This window comes from Clostridium sardiniense (genome assembly GCF_016907995.1).
Taxonomy (GTDB): Bacteria; Bacillota; Clostridia; order Clostridiales; family Clostridiaceae; genus Clostridium; species Clostridium sardiniense.
In genome coordinates this window covers 1-26,338 of sequence record NZ_JAFBDA010000013.1, presented here as the reverse complement: position 1 = coordinate 26,338, position 26,338 = coordinate 1, and the positions used below count along the sequence as shown (strand labels likewise).

Genomic DNA, 26,338 nt, shown 5'->3' with positions numbered 1-26,338 from the left:
ATATATTAATACATAAAAAAAAGAACCCATATAAATAGGCTCTTTTTTTATAATAATTTACTTTATAGATTCACTCTTTTTATAACAAGTCTTTTTTATTTACCTTCAAAATATTCTTTAAATTGTGGCAAATAATCTTTGTGTGCTTCTAATAATTCATCTAGAAGAGTCTTAGCCATACTTTCTGAAGGTATTAATGGATTCATACAAAGTGCCATTAACGCCTTATGATAATCTCCTGTAACAGCTGCTTCTACAACTAGTCTTTCAAATGATTTAACTGTTTGAATTAATCCATTTACTGATACAGGAATTTCTCCCATAGCTAATGGCTTTGGACCATCTTTTGTAATCATACATGATATTTCTACAGCGGAATCATCATCTATTCCTTCAAGAGCTCCACCATTTCTAACATCAATTGGTTGAATATCTCCCTCATCATTATAAATTGAATAAATTAATCTACAAGCTGCATCTGAGTAGTAAGCTCCTCCTCTTTTTTCTAATTGAGGTGGTTTAATATCAAGATTTTCATCTTTATATAAATCAAATAAATCAGCTTCTAATCTCTTAACTACTTCTGCTCTTGTTTCTCCTTTTGAGAATTCTTTTAATTCATCTTCTAACATTTGTGCAGTTTGGAAATAGTATCTATGATATGGACAAGGCATCATTCCTAATGCTTTAATAAAGTCAGCATCCCATCCAAAATCTTTTACATTTTTAACTATTGATCCAAGTTTACCTTCAGCAATAGAATCTATAACTTTACTAGTTACATTTTCTCCATCAACATAAATGTTCTTTCCAAATACCATATGATTTAATCCAAAGAAGTCAAATCTTACTCTTGAATGGTCAACACCTAACATATCTGCTGCTGCCTTTTCCATTCCTATTGGAACATTACAAAGTCCTATGACTTTTTTATTTCTACCGTGTCTAAGTAATGCTTCTGTTACCATACCTGCTGGATTTGAGAAGTTTATAAGCCAAGCATTTGGGCAAAGTTCTGACATATCTTTATCTATATCTAAGATTACAGGTATTGTTCTTACTGCTTTAAACATACCCCCTGCACCATTTGTTTCCTGTCCTATAACGCCATGACTTAATGGAATTCTTTCATCCTTAATTCTTGCATCTAAAAGACCTACTCTAATTTGAGTTGTAACAAAATCAGCATCCTTTAAAGCTTCTCTTCTATCTAAAGTTAAATGAATTTCCATAGGAATTCCAGCTTTTTTAACCATTCTCTTAGCAAGGTTTCCTACTATCTCAAGCTTTTCTTTTCCTTCTTCTATATCTACAAGCCATAATTCCCTTACAGGTAGCTTATCATATCTCTTAATAAATCCTTCTACTAATTCTGGAGTATAACTTGACCCTCCACCAATAGTAACTATTTTTATTCCTTTTTTGTTCATTCTCTACACCTCTTTACTTAATAATCTGTAATTTTCTTTTGTAAGATTTTAATCTAAAAGGCTATGGTATTAATATCCCCATAGCCTAATGATATTTAAATTATTTTAATTTAAATGCGAATTTACTCCATGGTTCAATATAATCTAATAAGAATTGTTCATCTTCTACAACTCTTCCAACTACATTAGTTTTACCACTATTTTTCATTTCTTTTATTGCAACTTGAAGCTCTCCAGCATACCTTGTATAAAGATCTGATTCTATTAAGATATCACCCTTCTCCATATCTTTCGTATTAAATGGAGCAAAGCTTTCCCCTTTATATTTAACTCTTGATTGAGTTGATCTTATAACATAATCTGAAACATCCCCTCTGTTAAAGTGAAATTCTTCAAGAACTATCTTCTTTTGTAGTTCTGGTATACCTTCTTCTAATTCAACAGAAAGTTCTAACATTTCTTTATTAATTTCACTTAATGCTTTAAGCTCCTCTTCTGATGCAAAACAGTTAGCTATTATTACATCATCAATTAAACCTGTTGCAAATAAATGTTTAGCTTGTACATCTATAGGCATATCTCTATGCATTTCTAATGTACAAAGTCCTTCTGATACTGGCCATGGTCCAAACTCCGCCTTAGGGGAATTTACAAATGCGGCAGTCTTTATTCCAAGTTCTTTAAATTGCTTACTACATTTTATAAAATGATCGTATGAAAGTCCTGTATAGACATGAGGATAGAAATTATGACATCCATATAAATTATTTAAATTTGGTCTATATGAAACTATATTATCAACATACTTAGTCCCATTGCTCATATTAAGTTCTACCTTTAATCCATATTTATTAAAAGTCATTATAGCTTCTTCATTACCTGAGAATCCCATATCTAATCTTATTCCACTAAGTCCCATATCCTTAAATACTTTAAGATCCGTGATACTAGCTCCTAAATTATTAAATACCGTTGGATCTAAGTCGGCTATAACTTCCATGCTATGTTTATTTGCTACATTAAGCATAACTTTGAACTCTTCTACAATATCTTCTATTGATTTTCCTTCTGCTGATAAAAGGCATGTGAAAATTCTTTCAAATCCATACTTTGCGGCAAGTTCTATATATTCTAATATCTCATCAATTGGACGATGTCCTGGATATACTGAAATACCTAATCTCTTCATTAATATGTCCTCCAATACCTTCTAAATCTTTCTACCTTACACTGTTATTGTATATATAGTATGCGCCCTTTGCTGCTGATACATCTTCATCTACAAATTCAACAACATTTATATTCTTGTTTAAATATTCTTCAAATGCATCTCTCAATATTTTAGATTTTTTTATAGCACCTCCAACAAGGCCTATTTTACACTTATTAAAATCTAGACTCTTAAATACTCTTTCTGCATCCTTTGCAAGTGCAATCCCTTCAGTTTCTAATATGCTCCTAGCATATTCATCACCTTTTTCTGCATATTTAGATACTAATCCCGCAAATCCTGCTATCTCATCCTTTGTTGCTGAGTAGATAAATCCAATTACTTCATCAACTTCTTGAACATTAAGTTCATCAAGTATTGATTGTGAAAGTTCACTTCTTCCTAAACCAAAATCATATTCATAAATCATTCTTTTAAATGCTTCAATTGAAATCTTATATGCACTTCCTTCATCGCCTAATATATGGCCCCATCCACCACATCTAGCCTGCTTTGTGCTATTTATACCAAAGGCTGTAGAACCAGTACCTGCTATAACAAGTATTCCATCTTCACCCTTTAGTAACGCTTTTAAAGCTAAATCTCCATCATTCATAATAACTGAATCTAAATCAAACTTTGACTTAATCTCATTTTGTATCTTTTTAGCATTATCAGATACCTCTGAACCTGCAATACCAAGATATATACCCTCTAACCCATCTATACTTAACTTATCTAATATTTCGTTAACAGCGCTAGTTATATTATTTAAGGCTTCTTTCTCATCATTAAGCAAATTCCCAAAGCCAGTTAAGCTTTTAGCTAAAACTTCTCCATCTAAGCTATAAGCTACAGCTTCAGTTTTAGTACCTCCGCCATCAACACCAATTATATATTTCATAATTTTTAATCTCCTTAACATATAATTAATGAACTCTAATGCTTACCATTAGAGTTCATATTTAAAATGCTATAGATTATAGTCTTGCATGTATGTCAATTATTTGACTTGCTAAATCTTTTAATGTCATAGTTGTCATTAAATGATCTTGAGCATGAATTAATAATAATGAAAATTCTGCTTTTTGACCTCCAGCTTCACCTTGTATTAAGCTAGTTTGTGAATGATGAGCAAGTCCTAACTCTTCATTTGATTTCTCAATTAATCCTCTAGCACCTTCAATATCTCCACTTTTTGCAAGTTCCATAGCTTCCATTGCATAGCTTCTAGCTTCTCCACTATGCATTATTAAGTTTAAAATTATTTCTTCCATGTGTCCCTAACTCCCCTTCATATTGCCAAAATTTTGACACAGTTACGATCTACTGAATCTTATTTTTCATCGATTAATTTTAATGCATGTGCTAAAACTTTTGCGCCATTCATTGTTCCATAATCTACTGTATTTATTACATCAACAGGAATTCCCATTGGTTCATATTTTGATTTCATTTTATTTAATAAGAATCTAACTTGCGGTCCTAATAATAATACTTCCATTTCATCTTCGTGATTCTTAACGTCTGCTTCTGAATAAGCGTTTATTAAACATTCAATCCCTTGTTCCTTTGCAGCTGCTTGCATCTTTGTTACTAATAAACTTGTTGACATCCCTGCTGAACAACATAATAATATTTTTTTCATAATAAATTCCTCCTTAAGATTTAAACTTTATATTTTTTATATTATATTTTATTATTTTACTTTTTCGTTTTGTGTTCCTTTACACTATTTATATATAGCAAATTGCATGCCAAAATATTCTCGAAAAAAATTTTTTTATTTTTTTGTAACTATGGCTTATTTACTAACTTTCATCTTAATAAAAAAGTTTGTAGTGTGCAATTTAAATTACACACTACAAACTTTACACTTTACACACTTTTTACACTCTACACAGAGACTATATTTTCTAAAAACATTCTAACTATAAATGCTAGATCGTCTTCACTTATCTTTATATTATAATTAACTTCAAGCTTTCTAAGATTTTGTCTTATAAGTATAAATTCTCTATTATGTTTATTTCTAAAATCATTTAAATTATCAAATTTCTTTCTCTTTCCACTCTCAATTATTTTTTCAATTAAGAAACATATATGAATTACCATACCAACAGCTACTTCATGTGATATTTTAATATTTAGATTCTCTTGTACTTCTTGAATAGCTTCTCTTACTATTTTAACAAGATATTCTCCATCTACTTCTTCTAATTGAGCATCTATTGAATTCGCTATCTTCTGAAAGTCTTCTTCTTGGCTTATAAAATTCTCTAGTACTGATAATCCATCTCCTGCTAGAATATCTGGCGCTGATATAAATGGTATTCCCTCTACATTTAAATTAACAGTACCAACTATTGCTAAAATATTGCTATATTTCTTTAAATTATCCACATTTTTAATAAAGTCATCTCTATCTAATATGTTTAGTGGTTTAACTTTTACATTTGGATTATTGATTCCACTAACTATTAATTGCCTTAATTTTTCAGCCGATCCTTCTCCAGTAAAACATGTTGTAACTATTACTTTCTCTTTCTCAATCTTTGTATTTTTTTCTCGTTTTAATCCAAATCTACTGATTTCTAAACAAGCTTTGCATATCTCATCTATTTTTCTTCCATTTAGAGCTTTTCGTCCAGCTTCAATAACTGCAAGTGTACTTATCATATCTATTGTTTTTACATCTATGTTAGTCTCATCCTTAATCATCTCACCAAAATTAGTTAAAGAGCCCATATCAACTAATAAAATGACACCTTTTCCTTCATCTATTTCTTTTACCTTTTCTTTTGCTAGCTCATACATCTTTTCAGCCTTCATACTTAATGGCATATCAAGTGCATTTACATGAATCTCTCCAATTAATTTATTTGCAACCTCAACCATACTAGATGCAGTTGAATGTCCATGCATTATTACAATTACTCCAACCTTACCTTCTTTTTTCTCATCAAACTCATAAGGCTTTGCTGCTAAGAACATTGTAAGATATCCTATCTCATCAAGTGGTACTTGTATATTAAATTTATCATCAATCTTTTTAGCAGCTTCCATTGCAACCATGAATTCATTAGAGTATTGAGACCTAACAAAATTTAATTTAGGATGATATATCTTATTTCCTTGCTTTATTCTCTCTAAACTTCCTTGAAGATGTAATGCTAATCCAAAATACACTTTTTCATCGTAATGAGTATTTAACTTCTCTGAAGCCATATTTAATATTTCTTCTACCATATTAGCAATATCTTCGCTAACGATCTTGGTTATCTCTTCTTTTCTTACCTCTTCTGGAAGATCCCTTATATATTTTTCAAAATAGCTTTCTATATCTATATTTATTATTTGATTTATTTCTTCTTCTTCCATACCTTTTTTCTTCAGGTAATCTAATTTGTTTTCTATAATATCGTAAAAATAATCGCCTTTAATATTTTCTTCTTCTTCATCCATAAGATTTATTATATTATCATCATTATATGAAAATCTTAAAACGTCTGAAGCGCCTCCTAATAGCTCATCAATTTCTTTTCTACGATCTTGAAGATTCATAAGCCCCCTATTTACTCTTGGATGTAAATCTCCTTGCTCAACTATTATAAAATCTTTATTATTTGCTTTATAATTTAAAAAAGCCTTTGCACATGCAAGTTGTATATCACTCTTTAATTGCCCTATATTGTTTGGACAATCATATAATAAAAATGAAATAAGGGCATTTTTATTAAAATATATACTATCGCCTAATCTATGTGATTCTGCTTTTATGAATTGCTCTAGTAAATGATATCTTTCACCCGCACTTCGCTCCTTAAGAGATGGAAGTGTTATTGACATTGGAATTCTTCTAGTAAATGTCTTTAAAAGATAAGACTTTGGATCCTCTGTTGTTGCTGCAATAATTTGAGCATCTGAATATATTGGATTATCAGTATCACCAAGCGGTCTAAAATACCCTTTATCTATATATGTAAATAACATTTCTTGTCCTTGAGGAGATAATCTATGAATTTCATCTAGAAATATTATTCCTCCATTTGCCTTTTTAAGCAATCCCTCTTTATCTTTATCAGCACCTGTATACGCTCCTTTTTTCACCCCAAAAATTTGAGCAATTACAAGCTGAGGATTATCTGCATAATCTGCACAATTAAACCTTATAAATGGTGCATCTTTATCTAGCAAATTATCTTCCTTTGCAAACTGATACATAAGTTCTGCAAACATCGATTTACCTACACCTGTTTCTCCAAGAATTAAAGTATGTAATCCTCTAGGTGGATACATCATTGCAGCCTTTGCCTGCTGAATAGGTACTTGTAGGCTTTGATTTGCACCAACCATCATATCTAAACTATTATCACCTGAATTTACTTTTAAAGGTTTTCTCTCTTGAACAGTTTCCTTTTCTTTTATTGTGTTAATTGATGCATATCTTACTGGTCTTCCTTCTTCTTTAGTTACTTTTCCATCAGAATACAATTTATTTAAATATCTTGATACATTTGCCCTATTTGAATTTATGTATTCACTTAGTTCTTGTGCCGTTACACCTCTATTTTCTTGTGCTTGAAGGTCTAATAATGATTGATAGACCTCATTAATCTTACTCATAAAATCCTCCCTTTCTCAAAACTATAATCAATTATACTATATAGGTAAACCTTTTTGTACACACAAAAAAATAATACACACTAATTTATATTTTTCTTAAAATTAGCGTGTATTCATTCATATTTTCTATTGAGCTTCTAATGTTATATCAACTGTTTTTGCTTTTCCGTCTCTTATAATCTTAGCATTTACCTTATCTCCAGCCTTCTTAGTGTTTTTAATAGCATTTAACTCTTCAAGAGTTTTTACTTTTTTTCCACCAAACTCTGTGATAACATCACCTTGTTTAATTCCTGCTTTTTCTGCTGGTGAAAATGGAGTTACTTCAACTACATATATTCCTTCTGGAATATCATATTGTTTTGATAAGTTCTTATCTACTTCTCTAACCTTAACTCCTAAAGTTAATATAGGCTTTGATAAAACATCTAGTTTTGATTTAACTTCATTTATTGGAATTGCAAATCCTATTCCTTCAGCTCCTCCAGCTAATTTTAAAGTGTTTATTCCCACTACTTGACCTTCTGAATTAACTAAAGGTCCTCCACTATTACCTGGATTTATAGCTGTGTCTGTTTGAATTAAATTAACTTGTTTACCAGTTTCAGTATTTACTGTTCTTCCAACTGCACTTACAACACCTTTTGTAACTGTTTGAGCAAAGTCTTTTGATAAAGGAGTTCCTATTGCTATAACTTCTTCACCTGGTTTAAGCTTAGATGAATCTCCAAGTTCTGCAACTGCTGGAACTTTAAATTTACCTTGCATCTTAATCATTGCAATATCCTGTGTTTCATCATAATTAACTACCTTTGCCTTAACCTCTTCACCAGTACTTAAAGTTACTGTAACTTCTTGCGCTCCTTTAACAACATGGTAGTTAGTTAATATATCTCCATCTTCATTTATTATGAATCCTGATCCTATCCCCTCAACCTCTTGTGGTATAATTCCATTTTGCATTAAGCCTTTAGTTGAAACTATTACTACCGCTGGAGCTACTTTATTAAATGCTTGTTGGGTTGTCATAGCTGATGAATCCTTAAAATCTGGTGCGTTTCCCTCTTTACTTTGAGTAGTTACCTTATTATCGTTCTTCATTAAGAAATATGTTACTCCACTACCACAAATTCCAGCAAGTAATGCTACAACGACAATGATTGCGCCAACTACAAAGGTTCTAGAACCTCTCCTTTTCTTCTTAGGTTCTGGACTTTCATTTACATAATTATAATTTCTATTATTATAATTATTGTTCATATCGTCATTAACACTTCTATTAGTGTTATCATCAATTCCGTCATTTAAATCTTTATTTAAGTTGTCATCATTATTCATTAAGTACCTCCTAATTTATCTTAAATTCTTCTTAATCTAAGTATAAAAAATTTTTGTGTCAACTATATGGCATAAAAAAAAATTTTTGATTAATAAGCCCAATTTTTTCAAAAAAATACTGAATAGGACTTCTCCTATTCAGTATTAGTATAACCATACGGTCTTATATTTAGCCTTTATATTAATCGTTATTTTGTGAATTCTTTTTTTCAATTCTTCTAGCTGACTCAACAACTTTTTTAATTGCATTCTCCACATTCTTTGAATCCATCATTGAATAAACTAATCCATCATAAGAGCTCTTATATTGGAATGTTAAGTCTGGACTTCCAAGTCTTTTAAGCGGATTATCCTCTTCATTGCTTAGTATATAATATGGTATATTCTTAAACATTCCATCTTTCTGACTATCACTTGCTCTATCATATATATTTTTTGTTTCATTATAAACAGCATCTCTATAACCATTTTGATTTTTTTTATAAGAAAATTCTTCTCCAGCAAAACCAGTAAGGTTATTTTCAAAATCTTTATTCTCATTAGCTAGTCCAAGTTTGTCCAATAGTAGTGTTAAAGAAAAATTCGATCCTACATCTTCTATCTTCTTTCTAACTAAATTAAGTGTATCTTTAATACCATTTTTCTGTTCTTTAATTTGATTTTCATCATATGGATTTATTAACACTACTCCTTTTATACTATCAGGATACATGCTTGCAAAGTTTGTCATAACTAAACTTCCATATCCCTCACCAACTAGTATATACGGCCCACCTGCTGCTGCTTTTCTTAATAATATCTTTAAGTCTTCTGCTTGCTCTTTAGGAGTAATCCTACTTCCTGAGTCATTAAATCCATATCCTCGTCTATTATATACAAATGTTTTGACACCAAGTTGTTTTTCAACTTCATCTGCTACAGTCTTCCACTCATAGGCATTTGCTCCTGTGGAACCATCAAAAATTATTGTAAAATCTCCACTGCCTGAAACATTATACTCCATTTTCTTATCATTGACTCTAGTATATTTCATTCTAGCTCCAAACTTTTCGCCTATATAAAAGCCATATCCCCATTGGATTACAAGTCCACTAACTATTACAATTAAAGCTATTATAATTATTCTTTTAAACAATGTCATTTTCGAAATTTTTTCCTTCATATCAACTGTATGTAGGCTATTAGAATTAGGTAATAACTTCATATCTATCCCCCTATTTATACTACAGTTTTAAATTAGGTTTAGCATTCAAATCTAACGTTGATTCTTCACCTTTTATAAATCTAAAATATGCAGCACTTCCTATCATAGCTGCATTATCAGTACATAAAATTGGCTCTGGGAATAATACCTTAATTCCTTTTTCATTTCCTTCTGAAATTAGTGCCTCTCTTAATGCTGAATTTGATGCAACTCCACCTGCTATTGCAATTTTATCTAGATTCTTTTTGTCACATGTTGCAAAAACATTATCTTTTAAAACTCCCACTACAGCATTTTGGAATGATGCTGCAACATCAGCTCTATTTATTTCTGTATTTTGCATTTTAGCTTTATTTAAATAGTTAAGAACTGCTGATTTTAGTCCGCTAAATGAGAAATCTAGTGTATCATCATGGAACTTAGCTCTTGGAAATGCTATAGCATCTTTATTTCCTTCTTTAGCTAACTTATCTATTTTAGGCCCTCCTGGATATCCAAGACCTAATGCTCTTGCAACTTTATCATATGCTTCTCCAGCTGCATCATCTCTAGTTTCTCCTATTACTTCATACTTTCCATAATCTTTTACGTAAACAATAAATGTGTGTCCACCTGATACTACAAGTGAAACAAAAGGTGGTTTTAAATCTTCATGTTGTATGTAATTTGCTGATATATGTCCTTCTATATGATTAACTCCAATTAATGGTTTCTTAGTTGCCATAGCTAAACCTTTAGCATATTGCAATCCTACAAGTAATGCCCCTACAAGACCTGGTCCATAAGTAACACCTATTGCATCTATATCATCTAGAGTTACGTTAGCTTCCTTTAAAGCTTCTTGTACAACACCATTAACAACTTCAGTATGCATTCTTGATGCCACTTCTGGTACAACACCACCAAATTTTTTATGTGTATCTATTTGTGAAGCTATTACATTAGATAAAACTTTTCTACCATCTACAACAACAGCAGCTGATGTTTCATCACAGCTTGATTCAATTGCTAAAATTATTTTTCTATCCATTTTAATTCCCTCTTCTTTATATAATCGCATAAATTTACTATTTGTAATTATACTTCATTACCAATTTATTATCAATGAAACACGTACTTGTTAAGTATTTTTTAATAATGTATATTTAAATTATATATTTTAAATCATATATTATCATTAACTTTATGTTTCAAAATTTGGAAAATTAATGTCTAAAAGGAGTTATTTTATGTCACAGTATGCAAAAGTCGTTGTTAAAGGATCTCCTATAACAAAATCAAACTTTAAACTTCATAATAAAGATGGAAGAGCTATTCTTCCTTATAATACAGGTAAATATCATGATAGATATGCTCTTTATGAGCAGGAGATAGCATATGTTGCAAGAGTTCAAAATCCAAGTACTGTATTCACTGAAAGCTTAATTGCTATACTTAAAGTTTATTATAAAAGTGAAAAACGTCATCCAGATACAATAAATATTTCAAAAAGTATTTTTGATGGAATAGAAAAGAGTGGTCTTATTATAAATGATGCTCAAATAGTAAAAATAATAGTTGAAGAATATTATGACAAGGAAGATCCTCGTTTTGAACTTGAATTGTTTCCTCTTAGTCAATTTGAGCTTTCATTTTCAATAAAAGAGAGAGATGAAAAATTAGAAGAAAGAAATTATAGCCCTATAAAGAAATCTTCTATCTCAAAAGAATTAAGTCATAAAGAAATAAAACCTAAAGAAGTCAAAAAAGATGTGTCAGTATATGTATGCGAAATATGTAATAAAAAGATTTCTCCTAAAGACTCAATTAAAGCTAATAAAGGAAAAACCTTAATATGTAAGAAATGCTTTAATAAATTATTTTAGATTAAGAGGTGTTTTTATGAATTCTAATAATGTAGATATTATTCTATTTGGAGATAGTCTTACCTTTGGTTTTGGGGTTTCTAAAAAAGACTCTTGGGTTTATAAGCTTCAGCAAAGGTTTAATAACCTTACTATATTAAATAAAGGAGTGAATGGAGATACAACTTCATCAATGCTCACTCGATTTTACAGAGATGTAACTAGTAAATCTCCTAAAAAAATATTTATAATGGGTGGTACTAATGATTTATTAAGTGGAAGAAATGTAGATTATATTATTGGCAATTTAGAACTTATGATAAAAGATAGTCTTGATATTAACGCTTCAGTTATAGTTGGTATTCCCCCTATTATTATTGAAGATTTAGCAGAAGACTTATTTATGCCTTCAAATTACTATACTCATTGCAGTAATTCACTACCAATACTTCGAGCAGAAATTATTAAGCTACAAAAAAAATATCCCTTCAAATATGCTGATTTTTATACTTTAACTAAAACCTACATAAATGAAAAGATATTTTTAGATGGTATTCATTTAAATTCATTAGGAAATGAATTCTTATTCAGATATTTTATGGATATAATTTGATGCTACTAATCCAGCATCATATCCATTTATATCTTCCATCTCTATGCATTCTTTTCCATATATAATATTTCCGCAAGCAAATATACCAGGCTCCGAAGTTTCATAATTATCTACAACAGGAGTATTTGTATCCTCATTAATCTTAATATTAAGTTCCTTAACCATCCCAAGTTCTGGATAATACCCAACTGATAAAAACAATGAATCACATGTAATTTCTTTAATCTCTTCTGTTTTTTTATCAAGTAACTTAACTTTATTAATTCTTTTATTTCCATCAATATCTAAAAGCTTTATATTTTCTAAAATATTTATATCAAAGCCTTCAAGTATATCTTTATTCTTATCTGTAAGCTTAAATCCACTTTCTTCATTTATTATAAGAGCTGCAACTTTTCCGCCTTCAATTTCTAATCTTCTAGCAAGAATTAATGCCCATTTATTATTTGCAATTATTACTGGATTCTTTCCAGGTAGTACACCTTCTAAATTTATAAATCTATGGGCATTTCCTATTGTAAATATTCCTGTAAACTTATTTGTAGGAGTTAATACGTTACCTGTATATCTTTCTCTACATCCTGTTGCTAAAATAATAGCTTTAGCTTTTACATCCCGCACTCCATCTTTTTCATTAACATAAGTTACTACCTTCCCATTTGATACATTTAAAACACTCGTTTTTTTCTTTTTATCGAACTCATATTTATTAAGCTTAAGCCTAATAAATTCTATAAATTCTGGCCCTGTAACTTCATCCTCTATATATGATTTACCAAAGCCATTATGAATACATTGATTTAGTATGCCTCCGAATTCATCTTCTCTTTCTATTAAAAGTATATTTTTTATTCCATTTTGCAGAGCAGCAAGAGTTGCTGTCATTCCTGATATTCCTCCACCTATAACTACTAAATCATATTTTTTCATGGCTTTTACACTTCCTTTATTATATCTATCTTAGGAACTCTAACCTTTAATGCATTTGGAATAACTTCAAAGGTCAAGTCTTTTGAAAATAAAATTTCTCCATCTAGATTTACGATGGTTTCATCCTTTGCTATAACTTGAATTTTATTACACTTTATATATTTTATCTCCTCTACATGGCTTGTATCTTTCCCTAATACTACCATTGGTAAAAATCTTATAAGTCTATGTACCTTCGGTTTTTTTATAGCATATATATCGAGTAGTCCATCATCTAGTTTCGCCTTTGGTGCAATTTTTATACCACCACCATAACATTTGCCATTTGCAACTGCTATTAAATACATATTTCCTTTTGTTTCTGCCCCATTTATTTTAAAGGTTAATTCCATAGGTTTAAATGTAAAAAGAGTTTTCATTACCGCTATTGCATATGCCATTGGTCCACTTATAAATTTATATTTTTTATAGTGTCTTGCGTTATTAACTACACTTGCGTCAAATCCTATAGATGATATATTAAGATAATACTGATCATTTAGCTTTGCAACATCTATAGTCCTTTCTTCTCCATGTATTAAGTCTTCTAATAAATTATCAGACTTTATATCTCCATACAAAGTTCTAGCAAAATCATTTCCTGACCCAGCTGGTATTACAGCAAGTGAACTATCTGAATTAATAATTCCATTTAAAACTTCATTTAAAGTCCCATCTCCACCTATTGAATATACTATGCATTTTTCTTTTGATGTTATCTTTTTAACTACTTCTATAGCATGTCCACTTTCTTTAGTAACTATAATTTCATAAGGGTAATTTATCTTTTTAAAAATATTATGTATCTTTCTCTCAAAGTCTAATCCCTTTCCTTTTCCTGCTACGGGATTAATAATAAAAATATGTTTCATAACCTCTCCAATTTATATAATTAATATTTTAAATTATATCACATAGAAAGTTTACAATTCTATATTATTATTTACAATATATTTTTCAATATACAAGGAGCAATATCTTAGCCTAATCCGTCCTGATATCACTTATTGCATATTGTAAATTACATATATAATATTCTTATTTTATATTTTAATTACTCTCTTGCTATTCATTATTTCAACAATTGCATACATATTGGATATTTCTCCTGTTAATAACTTATCCTTTAGACCATAAAAATCCAAGCATGTACCACAACTTATAATCTTAGTTCCCTTATCTTCTAGCTCTTTTATACTGTCAAGCACTTCACTTCCTTCAGTTACAAGTTTTACACCACTGTTTAAAAATACTATCTCTTCTGGTATTTCCATCGCTTCACTTAGAGCATATATATAGCTTTTCATTAAAACTTTTCCAAGTTCCTCAGATCCTTCTCCCATTTTATCAGTTGTTATTATTATTGAGAATGTATCTTTTCCTTTGCAGCTGTTATTATTCTCTGATTCCTTTATAATAGTAAGCTTAAATAATCCCTCTTCTTCAAAACTATTAACTGTAAATCCTGAATTTTCTGCAAATCTTGTAATATTAGTATTTGCAATCTCATTATCCACTATAATTACAGCCTTCCCACCTTCTATACTATCAAAATACTTTTTAGTCTCTATTACTGGTTTTGGACATGTAAGTCCAATACAATCAATAATCTTCATAAAAACACCTTTCCTTTCATTTGTTACTAATACTATTATATCATTATTTTACACTCTTCTCTTCTCCCTTTATTGATTAAATATAGTCCATATACTATAATTTAAATTGATTATACTTTAAGGGGTGACCATATGGAGAAGTTTTTTAGAGTCTCTAAGATTAAGTTTAATAAAGATACACTTTTTAGACTTATATTATTTTTAATACCTTTATTCGGAATTGTTTTTAAAGGTATCCTTCTACAATGTTTTATTGCTAGTAAGGATCCTCATAACTTAAATATTGCGGGAGGATTTAATAATGCTAGATATTTTTTAGATTATTATTATGCTTTTGCATTAGTTTTTTTAAGCTTTGCTTTGCTATTTAAAGGTAAAGGTAGAGTTATATATTTATTCATAATTGATGCAATATTAACAGCACTAATTTTAACTGATATTACATATTTCAGAGGATTCTTAACAGTTCCATCATTACTTATATTTACTCAGACTGCTAACTTAGACAATATGTCTGGAAGTATCCTTTCAATGTTTAGCCCATATGATTTCTTATTTGTAATAGATTTCATAATAATGGGAGTCTATGTATACTTTACTAGAAAATCTTATGTGAGAGTGCAAAAAAGAGCTATTAAATCATTTTTATGTACATTAATACTTCCTATAGTATTTATTGCTTATGTACCTTTTATAATTTATACTTTTGGTAGTGAATATGTTGAAAATGCATATATTTTTGAAAATTATGATCCAACCAATACTGTTCAATACTTTTCACCTATTGGATATCACATAATTGATGCTATAAATGTATATAAAGATTCAAAACCTTATAAAATTACTGAAAAAGATAAGGAACAAATTAATGATTACTATAAATTCAAAAATGAAAATTTACCAAACAACGAATACTACGGAATGTATAAAGGCAAAAACCTTATAGTAATACAAGTAGAATCTTTAGAAAGCTTTATCTTAGGACAAGAGATAAATGGTAAGAAAGTTACTCCTGTATTAGATAGTTTAATTAATAAGGGCGCTTACTTCCCAAATATTTATGAACAAGTTAATGAGGGTACAAGCTCTGATTCTGATTTAATGATTAATACTTCAATGCTACCACTTAGAAGAGGATCAACATTCTTTAGATATCCAACTAGAGCTTATAATTCTCTTCCATTAATACTTGAGCATAACGGTTATGATACAGAAGCTATCCATCCTGATAAAGGCTCTTTCTGGAATTACAGAAGTGGATTAACTGGAATAGGATTTAATAAGTTTACTGATTCTCACTCATTTAACCAGGATGAAATAATTGGAATGGGTATAAGTGATAGAAGCTACTTCAAACAAGTTGTTCCTATGCTTGAAAAATTAAAACAACCATTTTACGCATTTACTGTAACTCTTACAAGTCATGGTCCATTTGATCTTCCAGAAAATCTTACTAAGTTTAATTTAGATCTTGAGCTTGGCGAACTTGGCGGATATATAGAAAGTATTCATTATACAGATACTCAAATAGGATACTTCTTAGATCTTCTTAATAAAGCTGGACTACTTGATAATACAGTTATTGCAATAGAAGGAGATCACACTGGTGTTCATAAGTATTATCAATATAGAATTGATAATATAGACAAGTATTATAAAGATAAATTTGCTAACTTAAGTAATAAGAAAGATTGGTATTCAAACCATGGACAGCCAACTGTTCCACTTATAATTTACAATAAGAGCAAACCACTTGGAAAAACATTTGATACTATAGGTGGTCAAATTGATATAATGCCAACTCTACTATATGGACTTGGTATACCATCAAAGGAATACCAAGATACTGCCCTTGGAAGAAATCTATTTAACACAAATAGAAACTATGCAGTACTTACAAATGGAAAACTCGTTGGCGATTTAGGTAATCTTTCAGATAAAGATAAAAGTCTTATAGAAGGATCTCTTGATATGTCTGATAAGATGATACGTTCAGATTATTTTAATATGAATAAAAATTAAAATGAAAAAGAGCAAGAATTTTTATTTCTTGCTCTTTTTCATTTTGTTATATACTATAAATACAACTATAGTAATTACTATTATCATAATTGTAACTATAGAATATTTTTTTAGTATACTTCCAATTAAAGATTTATTATTACCTATATAGTATCCAAGAGCTAATAAAAATATATTTACTATAGTAATTCCTATTGCCGAAAGTATTGTAAATATATATTTATTTAATTTCTCTACTCCAGCTAATAGTGATATGTATGTACGTAGAAAAGGTACTATTCTGGCTATTATAATTGCAAATCCTCTATATTTACGCAATATCTTGCCAATCTTATCTACTCCTTTTTTGCTATTTGGGATTTTATTCTCTATCTTTGCTAAGGCATCATTTCCACCATAATATCCGATTATATAATTAACTATTGATACTAATATTTCAGTTAATATTGTACATAGTAATGCTAAGAAAAAATTAAAATTCCCATTTGAAATACCAAGTCCTATAAATGGTAAGACTACTTCACTAGGAAATGGAATCATACATAAAAGGCAAATTCCTAAATATCCAAATGTTTGTGTTAATTGAGTTGCTATATTTATAACATTCATTCTACACCCTCCATTATTTAGAATTGTATCACCTAATTATTAGAAATTTATTAATACAAGCTAAATAATGTGAGAATGTGAAAAAATTTAACTATTTTTTCTTTTTCTCTTTCTATATATAAATATAACTATCCCAACTATTACTATTAGTATACATATAGTTGAGTATTTTCTAAATATACTTCCTATAAGTTCCGTATTGTTACCTATATAGAATCCTATAAGTAATAATACAAAGTTCCAAATTCCTATTCCTATTGCTGAAAATACAATAAATATAGGTTTATTAAGGCGCTCTGCCCCTGCAAGCAATGATACATATGTCCTAGTAAAAGGCACTACTCTTGTAAAAAATACTGCAGATTTTCCATAATTAGAAAATAAATTTTCTATCATCTCTATTCCTTTTCTACTACTTGGTATTTTTCTTTTAAGCCACCTTATTACAATTTCTCCACCAAAATATCCTACTGCATAACTTATTAACGCTCCCACAATAGCTGCACATATTGTGCATATTAATACTAATATAAAACTATATCTTCCATTTGCAATGCTAAGTCCAACAGCAGGCAATACAATTTCACTTGGCAATGGTATACATGCATATTCAAGCATTGTAGCTATAAATATCCCTAAATATCCAAAATTTTCTGTGATGTGTGTTGCAATAGCGATTACATGATTCATAAAATCCATATAAAATCCTATCTCCTTATATTTAATTCTGTTTTGTATTATAGCACCTAGATATTATAAATTTATTAATAATTAAAAAAATTAAGAGAATGGTAAAATTTATTACCATTCTCCTACTTTAAGTTATAATTCTTATTCTCCTGCTATTGATAATTCTTTAATTAACACAGATGGAGAACCAAAGCTACTCATTGGGAATTTTATATCTGAACAAACTTCCTCAATATCCTTTAAAAGTTTAAAGAAGTTTCCTGAAACAGTTATCTGTTCTATAGGGAATGTTTGCTTTCCTTCCTCTATCATAAATCCTTTAGCTGCTAATGAGAATTCTCCTGTTATTGAATTAGCTCCTGCATGAAGTCCTGAAAACTCACTAATTACAACTCCATTCTTAACCTCAGCTAAAAGCTCTTTAAAATCTTTTTCTCCATTTTCTAAATAGAAGTTTGTAGGTCCTACACTTACTGGTGCTGCATATGAACTCTTAAATCCATTTCCTGTTGATTTAATACCTGCTTTATTGGCTGTCTTTAGATTATGCAGTAATGTTGTAAGCTTTCCTTCTTCAATAATTGATTTCTTAAATGTTGCGACTCCTTCATCATCAAATCCAACAGATGCTAATCCATCTTCCATTAAAGGATTATCCACTAATGTAATTTTATCAGAAGCTATCATTTCTCCCTCTTTATCTTTTAATAAAGATATTCCCTTTTGTGCTGAATCTGCATCAAATACTGACCAAAATGCTTGAAGTAATGATACCATAGCTTCATTCTTAATTACAGTCTTATACTTATTTGATTTTATTGATTTAGCTCCTACCTTCTCCATAGCTTCATCAACGCCTTGTTTTGCTATCTTCTTTGGATTTATCTCTTCTATTGATTTAGCCGTATCGTATCCAAATCCATCATACTTTCTATTATCTATCTCCATAACTGGTGCTACGTAAGCTGTTAAAAGGTTTGATTTATCAGTAAGTTCTAATCCCTTTGAATTCATAAGACCATATTTTACATTTACATAACTTATTCCGCATCCTATGAAGTTAACTACTTTATCTGAACAATTCTTACATTCCTTCTCCATATCTATTGCTAAATCTATAAGTTTTTTAGCATCAATATTTTCTAACTCTTTATAGTAGCTGTTAACTTCACTATATTTTTTATCACCTTTATATATAAATTGCATATCATCATTTTCTATTGATAATGCAGATGCTTTTGCATTTGCTACAAGCATTTTTATTGCATCCTCATCTATAATTTCAGTATAAGAATAACCCATCTTTTCATCTACCTTTGCTCTAAAAGATATTCCAAAAGATTTATTTAAATTATACTTTTCAACCTCTTCTTTATATATACTTATACTTAAACTTTCCTTATTTGAAAAATATATTTCAAATTCTGTAAGCCCTTCATTTCTTGCTTCTTCAAAAAGCTTTTCCTTAAAATCTTTAAATTCCATCTCTAAAAACACCTCCTATCTTCCACCTACAGTTATTTCTTTTAATCTAATCATTGGCTGACCTACATTAACTGCTATACTACCTGATGATGAACCACACATTCCTTGTGCCTGTTCAATGTTAGTTCCAACCATATCTATATTCATTAATACTTCGCTACCTTTTCCTATAAGACTAGCACCTCTTACAGGCTCAGTAATAACTCCATTCTTTACAAGGTATCCTTCTGCTACTGAGAAGTTAAATTCTCCTGTTACAGGATTTACTGACCCTCCTCCAAGCTTTCTTGCATATAATCCATCATTAATTGATTTTATTATATCTTCTGGTTTGTCTTCACCTGCAGCTATATAAGTATTTGTCATTCTTGAAGTTGGTGCATATTTATAATTTTGTCTTCTTGCACTACCAGTTGGCTTCATTCCCATTCTTCTACCATTTAACTTATCTATCATGTATCCTTTTAATATACCATTTTCTATTAACACATTTCTTTGAGATTCCATTCCCTCATCATCTATATTTATTGAACCCCATGCATTTTTTATAGTTCCATCATCTATTGCTGTAACTTTTGAAGATGCTATTTGCTCTCCCATCTTTCCTGCAAATTCTGAATTTCCTTTTGCAACTGAAGTAGCCTCTAGTGAATGTCCACATGCTTCATGGAAAAGCACCCCTCCAAACCCATTATCAATTGCAACTGCCATTTTTCCAGCTGGACATTCTTTTGCATGAAGCATTGTGACTGCACTTCTTGCTGCTTCTTCTCCATGCCATACTGGATTTATCTCATTGAACATCTCAAATCCCATTGAACGTCCCGGTCCTTCGAATCCTGTTTGATTCTCTCCATTTTTTGATGCTACTGCGCTTATTCCAAGTCTTGTTCTAACTCTCCTATCTTCAACGCAAAGTCCATCTGTATTAGCTATTAATACTCTTTGATCCTTATCTGAATAACTAACACTAACTTTTGTAATATCTGTGCTATATTCCTTTGCACTATTATATGCCATCTTCATTACTCCAATTTTTTTTGCATACATTATATCACCTGGATAATACTTTATTATATGTTTATTAGGTACTATTATGGAGTCATTCACAAATATCTCTTTCTCATCTTTTAAATCTCCAAGTGCCACAGCAGCCTTATAAGCTGTATCTAGAAGGCTACTTAATGTATTATCATTAGTATATGCATAAACGCTTTTAAGCCCCTTAAATATTCTTATACCTACACCATAGCTTCTTCCACCTATAGCACTCTCTACTTTATTATCTAAAATCCCTAAGGAATTATTTATTGTATCTTCTTCATAAATTTCTGCAAAATCTCCTCCTGTAATCATACATTTAGATAAGACTTTACCTATAACCTCTTTTGATAACATAATATCCCTCCTTATTTTTTTTCTTTCTGGAATTCTTTAAATGAATTCGCCCAATAATCTACATAATCACTTGCACACCATTCTGCCATTATAACCTGATCACCTTTATTAAGATCATACCTTTCTGCTGGCTCTTGTGATAGTTTATTATCTTTCATTTCATAAACTAATAACTCACCATCTATTATTATAACAGCTATATTCCCATCTGGAGATATATATGCATCTTTCATAAATGGAACTTCATTCTTTAGAACTCTCCACGGAACTACTAAAGAATCATATTTAAGCAAATTCTCATTTGGTTTTATTGATAATCTATAATCATGAGATTCACCATTACCACTTAGTGGTGATATTTTTCCTTCTAGTACCCACTTACCGTTCTCTCTCTTCATAGTGAAATTACTATAATCAATATATTTTTTAGATAATTCTTTTTCCTTTTCAGTAAGCCCTGCATATGCATTTTCATAATCCTTTTTATATCTAGCATTTATATCTTTTGAATATATATCTTGTATAACAAAGCCCTTTTCAACAGATAAGTTATCTACTGGCAATACCTCATATTGAGGAAATTTATTCTGAAAATCATTTCCCTCATATACTTCAGTTGATATATAATTATTACTTATAAAATTAATACTTCTATATATATCTTTATCACTTTTTATTACTACCGGATTCTCTTTATTTTTTCTATCGATAGTATTTGCTACAAAATACTCTTGATGTTTATTATTTTTATCCAATGTCTTTTTATCAAGTGTCCATATTCCTGTCATTCTAGGAAATATTATTCCATTAGCCTTTTCTATAGGCTGAACTTTATTATCCTTATAACTTATCCATAATGTTTTATAAGTTTCATCAGTATATGTTCCATCTTCTTTTAATCTTCTTGGTTCTTTAATCCCTAAGTATAATCCAACATCTTGTTTACTCTTATCTGCAGCTTCATTTTGATTCAATAATTTTTCATTTGAATTTATAAATGTATCTTTAGTGACATCCCCGACTTTTTTAACTGTTAAAAATACGCCTTGATAATATATATAACTTTTATTATCTTTTATATGGAAAAAATCAAAAATAATATTATTTTTACTATTTGCCGTTATTAAATCGACATCTTCATTTTTTATTCCTAAATCCTTAATTGTAAAATCTGCCTCATAAGAAATATAATAATCACTTTTAACGACCCTTAATTTATAATCAACATTGTTATATACTTTATTATCAATATTTATGTTTCTAGTTCCAATGTCAATAATTTGATTTTTTAAATCTCCAATCTTACTACTATCATATATATTTTTATCTAAAACCATATAATCCACAACTTGCCATTCCCCTTTTATTGACAATTCATTGTTTCTAGGTGATTTAATTTCAACCATTTGATTAGCATTAATACTCCCGCAGCCACTCAAAGAAAACAAGGTAATTATCATAATTATAGATAATATTATCTTATTCTTCATTTTTAAATTTCAGCTCCTTCAAATTTAGGGATAATTATTTCAATTTCTGTACCAATATTTATCTCACTTCTTACTATTAAAGATCCACCATGCAATTTAATTATCTCATCTGCTATTGAAAGACCAATACCAGCGTTAGAATTTGCATTACTGCCTTTATAGAATTTTTCTTTTACTCTCTCAAGTTCATCCGCTGCTATTCCACATCCATCATCTTTAACCTTAATTATTAAATTACTTTCTAAATCTATAAATTCTACTTTAACCCTACCTTGCTCTTGAGTAAATTTAAATGCATTATCTATTATATTTATAAGCACTTGCTTCATTCTATTTGGATCTATATTTATCTCCATATCTTCGGCATTATTATAAACATAGAAATTTATATTCTCTCTCTCTGCCCTTGGTGTCATGTATAATTGTATATAATTTGCAAAATCTTTTATAGCTATAGGCTGTTTATTAAGACTAATTTTATTATTTATAAGCCTTGAGAAATCAAGTAGCTCCTCAACCATTGCTGATAATCTATCTGTTTCCTTTTCAAGTATATCAAATCCAAGGCTTAATGTTTCTCTATCTGTATTATCATTATTAAGTGTTATTACCCAACCCTTAATTGCAGTTAAAGGCGTTCTTAATTCATGTGATATTGATGATATAAAATCATTCTTCATCTGGTCTTTTTCTGTAAGTTCTTCAGCCATAAAATCTAAAGTATCTGCAAGTTGCCCTATTTCATCTTTTGATACAAAATTACTTCTTTGATTTAAATCTCCACTCGCCATCTTCTGAGCTGTATCTTTAAGCTTCAATATAGGATCAACTATATTTTTTGCCATAATAAAACTAAGAACTACTCCTATAATTAAAACTAAAACAGATATAATTATGAAAAAGCTTACTATTGAAGCTATAGAGTCATCTATATCTTTTAATGACGTAACGAACCTCATCACACCTATTATTTTGCCATTTACTTCTAAAGGTTTAGTTACAGCCATTACTTTATATTTTGTATAACTTACATATCCAATCCATCTACTACTTTCTCCTTTTAATGCTCTCTTAACTTCATTATTACCTTCTAGCGACTTATCATTAACTCCTATAGAGTCCATTAGAAGTTTTCCATTTTCATCAAACATCTGAACTTGTGCTGTTGTTTGATTCCAAAAGGAATCAACATTGTCATATATATTCCACACTAATGATGACGTTGAATAATATCTATCATAAAAGTTACTTGCTACATCAATTTGGTTTGTAAGCATATTTTCGGCATTATCATAATAATACTGCCTAACAAAAACTATTAGCAATATATCTAATATCATTATTGTTGAAAGAATTACTACTATAAAATTTCTTATAATTCTACTCTTTATACTTTTCATATATTACCCTTTCCATCTGTATCCTATGCCCCATACAGTTTCTATAAACTTTGGATTTGAAGCATCTTCCTCTATCTTTGCTCTTAATCTTCTTATGTTTACGTCTATTATCTTAGGATCTCCAAAATAATTATATCCCCATACACTATTTAAAAGCTCATCCCTTGAAAATGCTTTGTTCGGATTTTCAATAAATGTTTTCATAATCAAATACTCTTTAGGAGTTAACTCTATTTCCTCTCCATCTTTAGTTATCTTTTGTGAATAAAGATTTATTATAAATGGTCCATTAATTATCTCATTTGATTTTACATCTGCAGTCTTTTCTAACCTTCTTAATATAGCCTTAATTCTAAGTACTACTTCTAATGGATTAAATGGCTTAACTATATAATCATCAGCACCATATTCTAGTCCCATTACCTTATCCATATCTTGCCCTTTCGCCGTAAGCATTATTATCCCCATATCAGGGTATTCACTTCTTAATCTATTACAAACTTGGAAACCATCTATTCCAGGTAACATAACATCTAATATAGCAACATCTGGCTTTTCAGCAATAGCTTTTTTGATACCATCTTCTCCATTACTTGCTTCTATTATTTCAAAGTCATTTCTTGCTAGATTTATTTTTAAAAATCCTCGTATACTAATTTCATCTTCTACTAATAATATTTTAGCCACTTTCTACCACCTCTTTTATTAATTTCAAAAAAGAAGCTTAACATTATCAAGCTTCTTTTAATACTATTATAATCTATATTTACGTTTCTTAATATTAATAAATATTATTTCATTGTTCTAAATTCATATCCTTTACTTTTAAAGTACTCAATTATTTCTGGTAAAGCTTTAACTGTATTCTCTTTTCCATAAGTGTCATGCATTAAAAATACAACACTATCAGCATTTGAACCTAAAGCTTCTACACTCTTTTTAGTATTTTGAACTAATTGTTCTGGAGTATTTTTTCCACCATTTTCAGCATCTCCATTTAATGCATTCCAATCAACTATATTTACTCCATTCTTATCTAAAACTGGCTTAGCTTGTTCTCTTCCATTCCATGACCAATAACCACCTGGGAACCTAACTACTCTAGTTGAAAAGTCTTTTCCTAGTACACCTTGTAATAATTTATTTGTTTTATTATATTCTCCCATGAATCTATCTGAATTTATAACTCTATTCGGATATAAATAACTATAATCATGACTATAACTATGATTTGCAATTGCATGTCCATCTGAAGCTATTCTTTTTAAAATGTCATTTGTTACTTCTGGCTTAGCTTCAATACTCTTACCCATTACAAAAAATGTTCCTTTAATATTATATTTATCTAATATATTTAAAACTTCAGGTGTATTAGTACTTGAAGGACCATCATCAAATGTTAAATAAGCAACTTTTTTTCCATCATCTCTTACAGGATAATGTAATTGTCCCTTAAGAAGTCCAGAAGTACGTTTTGCAACAACAATTGCATCATCTGCATTAGGGTCTTCTTCCAATGTCAAATATCCTGAATTATCCAAATTATTTTTTTTAGTTTCCTCAGTACCTTCTGAAGATTTACCTTTATCATCTTTGCTTTCTTTATTATCAATTTCTTTTCCATCTGCTAAAGCTTGTTCACTTTTACCATTTGATGAAAAAGCTGAATAAATTCCAATACCTCCAACAGTTAATACTAATGCTAGTCCCAATAATAACATACTTTGTTTTTTTCTTTTTTTCATTTTAATAATCCTCTTCTTCTCAATAATCCTATTCTTCTTCATTCTTTCTAAATTATGTTTATTATATGTACTCTGTCTCCTCACAGATAGCCCCCCTTATGATCTATACTTTAATTATAATACTTATATAAAAATTTGCTATTACAAAAACATTAATATCTATTACAAATTTGTAATACATTAGAAGTTTTATTTACTCTTTATAATACAAAATTATTGAATTACGATTACATATAAAGACAATAATTTTTATTTTTAGGCAAAAAAAAATAAGCTATCATTAGCTTATAATAAAAATGGCTCCGCGAAGAGGACTCGAACCTCCAACCTGTCGGTTAACAGCCGAATGCTCCACCATTGAGCTATCGCGGAATATTTTATTCAGATTTTTATTCTCTGAAAATTGCACATGAATTTTTGTTGATCGTTTTTTATTGGTCAAGCCCTCGACCTATTAGTATCAGTCAGCTGAACATGTTGCCATGCTTACACCTCTGACCTATCAACCTTGTGTTCTTCAAGGGGTCTTACTAGCTTATGCTATGGGAAATCTAATCTTGAGGTGGGCTTCACGCTTAGATGCTTTCAGCGTTTATCCCTTCCCGACTTAGCTACCCAGCTATGCTCTTGGCAGAACAACTGGTACACC

Annotated in this window: 23 protein-coding genes, 1 tRNA gene and 1 rRNA gene; 3 read left to right on the top strand and 22 right to left on the bottom strand. The window is 29.6% G+C overall.

Going from position 1 to position 26,338, the window contains the following annotated elements:
* Positions 1-95: 95 nt before the first annotated feature.
* The 9 genes from JOC62_RS11710 to tsaD form a co-directional block, all read right to left on the bottom strand.
* Positions 96-1,430, bottom strand: coding sequence for a 6-phospho-beta-glucosidase (locus tag JOC62_RS11710; RefSeq protein WP_204595463.1), 1,335 nt, complete (start codon positions 1,428-1,430; stop codon positions 96-98).
* A 100-nt stretch (positions 1,431-1,530) separates the two neighbouring features.
* Positions 1,531-2,619 carry a DUF871 domain-containing protein gene (locus tag JOC62_RS11705; RefSeq protein WP_204595462.1) on the bottom strand — a complete coding sequence of 363 codons (1,089 nt, stop codon included), beginning with the start codon at positions 2,617-2,619 and terminating at the stop codon, positions 1,531-1,533.
* A gap of 31 nt (positions 2,620-2,650) precedes the next feature.
* A complete protein-coding gene (locus JOC62_RS11700; protein WP_204595461.1) occupies positions 2,651-3,544 on the bottom strand; it encodes an N-acetylglucosamine kinase in 894 nt (297 codons plus the stop codon).
* 76 nt (positions 3,545-3,620) lie between these two features.
* Entirely contained in the window at positions 3,621-3,917 is a 297-nt protein-coding gene (locus JOC62_RS11695; protein WP_204595460.1) for a PTS sugar transporter subunit IIA, read from the bottom strand.
* Between the two features lie 59 nt (positions 3,918-3,976).
* The gene (locus JOC62_RS11690; protein ID WP_204595459.1) at positions 3,977-4,288 is read right to left on the bottom strand and encodes a PTS sugar transporter subunit IIB; all 312 of its coding nucleotides are present in this window, start codon (positions 4,286-4,288) and stop codon (positions 3,977-3,979) included.
* A 248-nt stretch (positions 4,289-4,536) separates the two neighbouring features.
* Positions 4,537-7,266: a sigma-54-dependent transcriptional regulator gene (locus JOC62_RS11685; RefSeq protein ID WP_204595458.1), complete on the bottom strand. Its 2,730-nt coding sequence runs from the start codon at positions 7,264-7,266 to the stop codon at positions 4,537-4,539.
* A 126-nt stretch (positions 7,267-7,392) separates the two neighbouring features.
* Complete coding sequence (locus JOC62_RS11680; protein ID WP_204595457.1) at positions 7,393-8,604, bottom strand: S1C family serine protease; 1,212 nt, start codon at positions 8,602-8,604, stop codon at positions 7,393-7,395.
* A 181-nt stretch (positions 8,605-8,785) separates the two neighbouring features.
* Positions 8,786-9,808: an alpha/beta hydrolase gene (locus JOC62_RS11675; RefSeq protein WP_204595456.1), complete on the bottom strand. Its 1,023-nt coding sequence runs from the start codon at positions 9,806-9,808 to the stop codon at positions 8,786-8,788.
* Between the two features lie 19 nt (positions 9,809-9,827).
* Positions 9,828-10,838 carry a tRNA (adenosine(37)-N6)-threonylcarbamoyltransferase complex transferase subunit TsaD gene (gene tsaD, locus JOC62_RS11670; RefSeq protein ID WP_204595455.1) on the bottom strand — a complete coding sequence of 337 codons (1,011 nt, stop codon included), beginning with the start codon at positions 10,836-10,838 and terminating at the stop codon, positions 9,828-9,830.
* Positions 10,839-11,037: 199 nt separating this feature from the next.
* On the opposite strand from tsaD, the gene JOC62_RS11665 reads away from it, so the two are divergent.
* Both JOC62_RS11665 and JOC62_RS11660 read left to right on the top strand, forming a co-directional pair.
* Positions 11,038-11,673, top strand: coding sequence for a RusA family crossover junction endodeoxyribonuclease (locus JOC62_RS11665; RefSeq protein ID WP_204595454.1), 636 nt, complete (start codon positions 11,038-11,040; stop codon positions 11,671-11,673).
* A 16-nt stretch (positions 11,674-11,689) separates the two neighbouring features.
* Positions 11,690-12,265: a GDSL-type esterase/lipase family protein gene (locus tag JOC62_RS11660; RefSeq protein ID WP_204595453.1), complete on the top strand. Its 576-nt coding sequence runs from the start codon at positions 11,690-11,692 to the stop codon at positions 12,263-12,265.
* Here JOC62_RS11660 and JOC62_RS11655 read toward each other — a convergent pair.
* From JOC62_RS11655 to yedF, 3 genes are all read right to left on the bottom strand, one after another.
* A complete protein-coding gene (locus tag JOC62_RS11655; RefSeq protein WP_204595452.1) occupies positions 12,236-13,195 on the bottom strand; it encodes an NAD(P)/FAD-dependent oxidoreductase in 960 nt (319 codons plus the stop codon). The genes JOC62_RS11660 and JOC62_RS11655 overlap by 30 nt on opposite strands.
* Before the next feature lie 5 nt (positions 13,196-13,200).
* Entirely contained in the window at positions 13,201-14,106 is a 906-nt protein-coding gene (locus tag JOC62_RS11650; RefSeq protein WP_204595451.1) for a diacylglycerol/lipid kinase family protein, read from the bottom strand.
* Positions 14,107-14,277: 171 nt separating this feature from the next.
* A complete protein-coding gene (yedF, locus tag JOC62_RS11645) occupies positions 14,278-14,850 on the bottom strand; it encodes a sulfurtransferase-like selenium metabolism protein YedF (protein ID WP_204595450.1) in 573 nt (190 codons plus the stop codon).
* 132 nt (positions 14,851-14,982) lie between these two features.
* Here yedF and JOC62_RS11640 point away from each other — a divergent pair, with 132 nt between their 5' ends.
* Positions 14,983-16,872 carry an LTA synthase family protein gene (locus JOC62_RS11640; RefSeq protein ID WP_204595449.1) on the top strand — a complete coding sequence of 630 codons (1,890 nt, stop codon included), beginning with the start codon at positions 14,983-14,985 and terminating at the stop codon, positions 16,870-16,872.
* A gap of 21 nt (positions 16,873-16,893) precedes the next feature.
* On the opposite strand, the gene JOC62_RS11635 is transcribed toward JOC62_RS11640, so the two are convergent.
* The 10 genes from JOC62_RS11635 to JOC62_RS11590 form a co-directional block, all read right to left on the bottom strand.
* Entirely contained in the window at positions 16,894-17,481 is a 588-nt protein-coding gene (locus JOC62_RS11635; protein ID WP_204595448.1) for a DedA family protein, read from the bottom strand.
* A gap of 87 nt (positions 17,482-17,568) precedes the next feature.
* A complete protein-coding gene (locus tag JOC62_RS11630; protein ID WP_204595447.1) occupies positions 17,569-18,180 on the bottom strand; it encodes a DedA family protein in 612 nt (203 codons plus the stop codon).
* Positions 18,181-18,312: 132 nt separating this feature from the next.
* A complete protein-coding gene (locus tag JOC62_RS11625; RefSeq protein WP_204595446.1) occupies positions 18,313-19,656 on the bottom strand; it encodes a TldD/PmbA family protein in 1,344 nt (447 codons plus the stop codon).
* A gap of 15 nt (positions 19,657-19,671) precedes the next feature.
* Positions 19,672-21,054 carry a TldD/PmbA family protein gene (locus tag JOC62_RS11620; protein ID WP_204595445.1) on the bottom strand — a complete coding sequence of 461 codons (1,383 nt, stop codon included), beginning with the start codon at positions 21,052-21,054 and terminating at the stop codon, positions 19,672-19,674.
* A gap of 11 nt (positions 21,055-21,065) precedes the next feature.
* Positions 21,066-22,544 carry a hypothetical protein gene (locus JOC62_RS11615; protein ID WP_204595444.1) on the bottom strand — a complete coding sequence of 493 codons (1,479 nt, stop codon included), beginning with the start codon at positions 22,542-22,544 and terminating at the stop codon, positions 21,066-21,068.
* Positions 22,545-22,546: 2 nt separating this feature from the next.
* Entirely contained in the window at positions 22,547-23,944 is a 1,398-nt protein-coding gene (locus JOC62_RS11610; protein WP_204595443.1) for a sensor histidine kinase, read from the bottom strand.
* Positions 23,945-23,947: 3 nt separating this feature from the next.
* A complete protein-coding gene (locus tag JOC62_RS11605; protein WP_204595442.1) occupies positions 23,948-24,631 on the bottom strand; it encodes a response regulator transcription factor in 684 nt (227 codons plus the stop codon).
* 104 nt (positions 24,632-24,735) lie between these two features.
* A complete protein-coding gene (locus JOC62_RS11600) occupies positions 24,736-25,773 on the bottom strand; it encodes a polysaccharide deacetylase family protein (protein ID WP_204595441.1) in 1,038 nt (345 codons plus the stop codon).
* Between the two features lie 213 nt (positions 25,774-25,986).
* Positions 25,987-26,061: transfer RNA gene (locus JOC62_RS11595), tRNA-Asn, on the bottom strand.
* Positions 26,062-26,123: 62 nt separating this feature from the next.
* Positions 26,124-26,338 (bottom strand): 23S ribosomal RNA (locus JOC62_RS11590); the annotation flags it as partial.

Excerpts from the sequence above, each read along its gene's own strand:
- JOC62_RS11710 (WP_204595463.1), bottom strand. The coding sequence starts at position 1,430 with ATGAACAAAAAAGGAATAAAAATAGTTACTATTGGTGGAGGGTCAAGT.
- JOC62_RS11705 (WP_204595462.1), bottom strand. The coding sequence starts at position 2,619 with ATGAAGAGATTAGGTATTTCAGTATATCCAGGACATCGTCCAATTGAT.
- JOC62_RS11700 (WP_204595461.1), bottom strand. The coding sequence starts at position 3,544 with ATGAAATATATAATTGGTGTTGATGGCGGAGGTACTAAAACTGAAGCT.
- JOC62_RS11695 (WP_204595460.1), bottom strand. The coding sequence starts at position 3,917 with ATGGAAGAAATAATTTTAAACTTAATAATGCATAGTGGAGAAGCTAGA.
- JOC62_RS11690 (WP_204595459.1), bottom strand. The coding sequence starts at position 4,288 with ATGAAAAAAATATTATTATGTTGTTCAGCAGGGATGTCAACAAGTTTA.
- JOC62_RS11685 (WP_204595458.1), bottom strand. The coding sequence starts at position 7,266 with ATGAGTAAGATTAATGAGGTCTATCAATCATTATTAGACCTTCAAGCA.
- JOC62_RS11680 (WP_204595457.1), bottom strand. The coding sequence starts at position 8,604 with ATGAATAATGATGACAACTTAAATAAAGATTTAAATGACGGAATTGAT.
- JOC62_RS11675 (WP_204595456.1), bottom strand. The coding sequence starts at position 9,808 with ATGAAGTTATTACCTAATTCTAATAGCCTACATACAGTTGATATGAAG.
- tsaD (WP_204595455.1), bottom strand. The coding sequence starts at position 10,838 with ATGGATAGAAAAATAATTTTAGCAATTGAATCAAGCTGTGATGAAACA.
- JOC62_RS11665 (WP_204595454.1), top strand. The coding sequence starts at position 11,038 with ATGTCACAGTATGCAAAAGTCGTTGTTAAAGGATCTCCTATAACAAAA.
- JOC62_RS11660 (WP_204595453.1), top strand. The coding sequence starts at position 11,690 with ATGAATTCTAATAATGTAGATATTATTCTATTTGGAGATAGTCTTACC.
- JOC62_RS11655 (WP_204595452.1), bottom strand. The coding sequence starts at position 13,195 with ATGAAAAAATATGATTTAGTAGTTATAGGTGGAGGAATATCAGGAATG.
- JOC62_RS11650 (WP_204595451.1), bottom strand. The coding sequence starts at position 14,106 with ATGAAACATATTTTTATTATTAATCCCGTAGCAGGAAAAGGAAAGGGA.
- yedF (WP_204595450.1), bottom strand. The coding sequence starts at position 14,850 with ATGAAGATTATTGATTGTATTGGACTTACATGTCCAAAACCAGTAATA.
- JOC62_RS11640 (WP_204595449.1), top strand. The coding sequence starts at position 14,983 with ATGGAGAAGTTTTTTAGAGTCTCTAAGATTAAGTTTAATAAAGATACA.
- JOC62_RS11635 (WP_204595448.1), bottom strand. The coding sequence starts at position 17,481 with ATGAATGTTATAAATATAGCAACTCAATTAACACAAACATTTGGATAT.
- JOC62_RS11630 (WP_204595447.1), bottom strand. The coding sequence starts at position 18,180 with ATGGATTTTATGAATCATGTAATCGCTATTGCAACACACATCACAGAA.
- JOC62_RS11625 (WP_204595446.1), bottom strand. The coding sequence starts at position 19,656 with ATGGAATTTAAAGATTTTAAGGAAAAGCTTTTTGAAGAAGCAAGAAAT.
- JOC62_RS11620 (WP_204595445.1), bottom strand. The coding sequence starts at position 21,054 with ATGTTATCAAAAGAGGTTATAGGTAAAGTCTTATCTAAATGTATGATT.
- JOC62_RS11615 (WP_204595444.1), bottom strand. The coding sequence starts at position 22,544 with ATGAAGAATAAGATAATATTATCTATAATTATGATAATTACCTTGTTT.
- JOC62_RS11610 (WP_204595443.1), bottom strand. The coding sequence starts at position 23,944 with ATGAAAAGTATAAAGAGTAGAATTATAAGAAATTTTATAGTAGTAATT.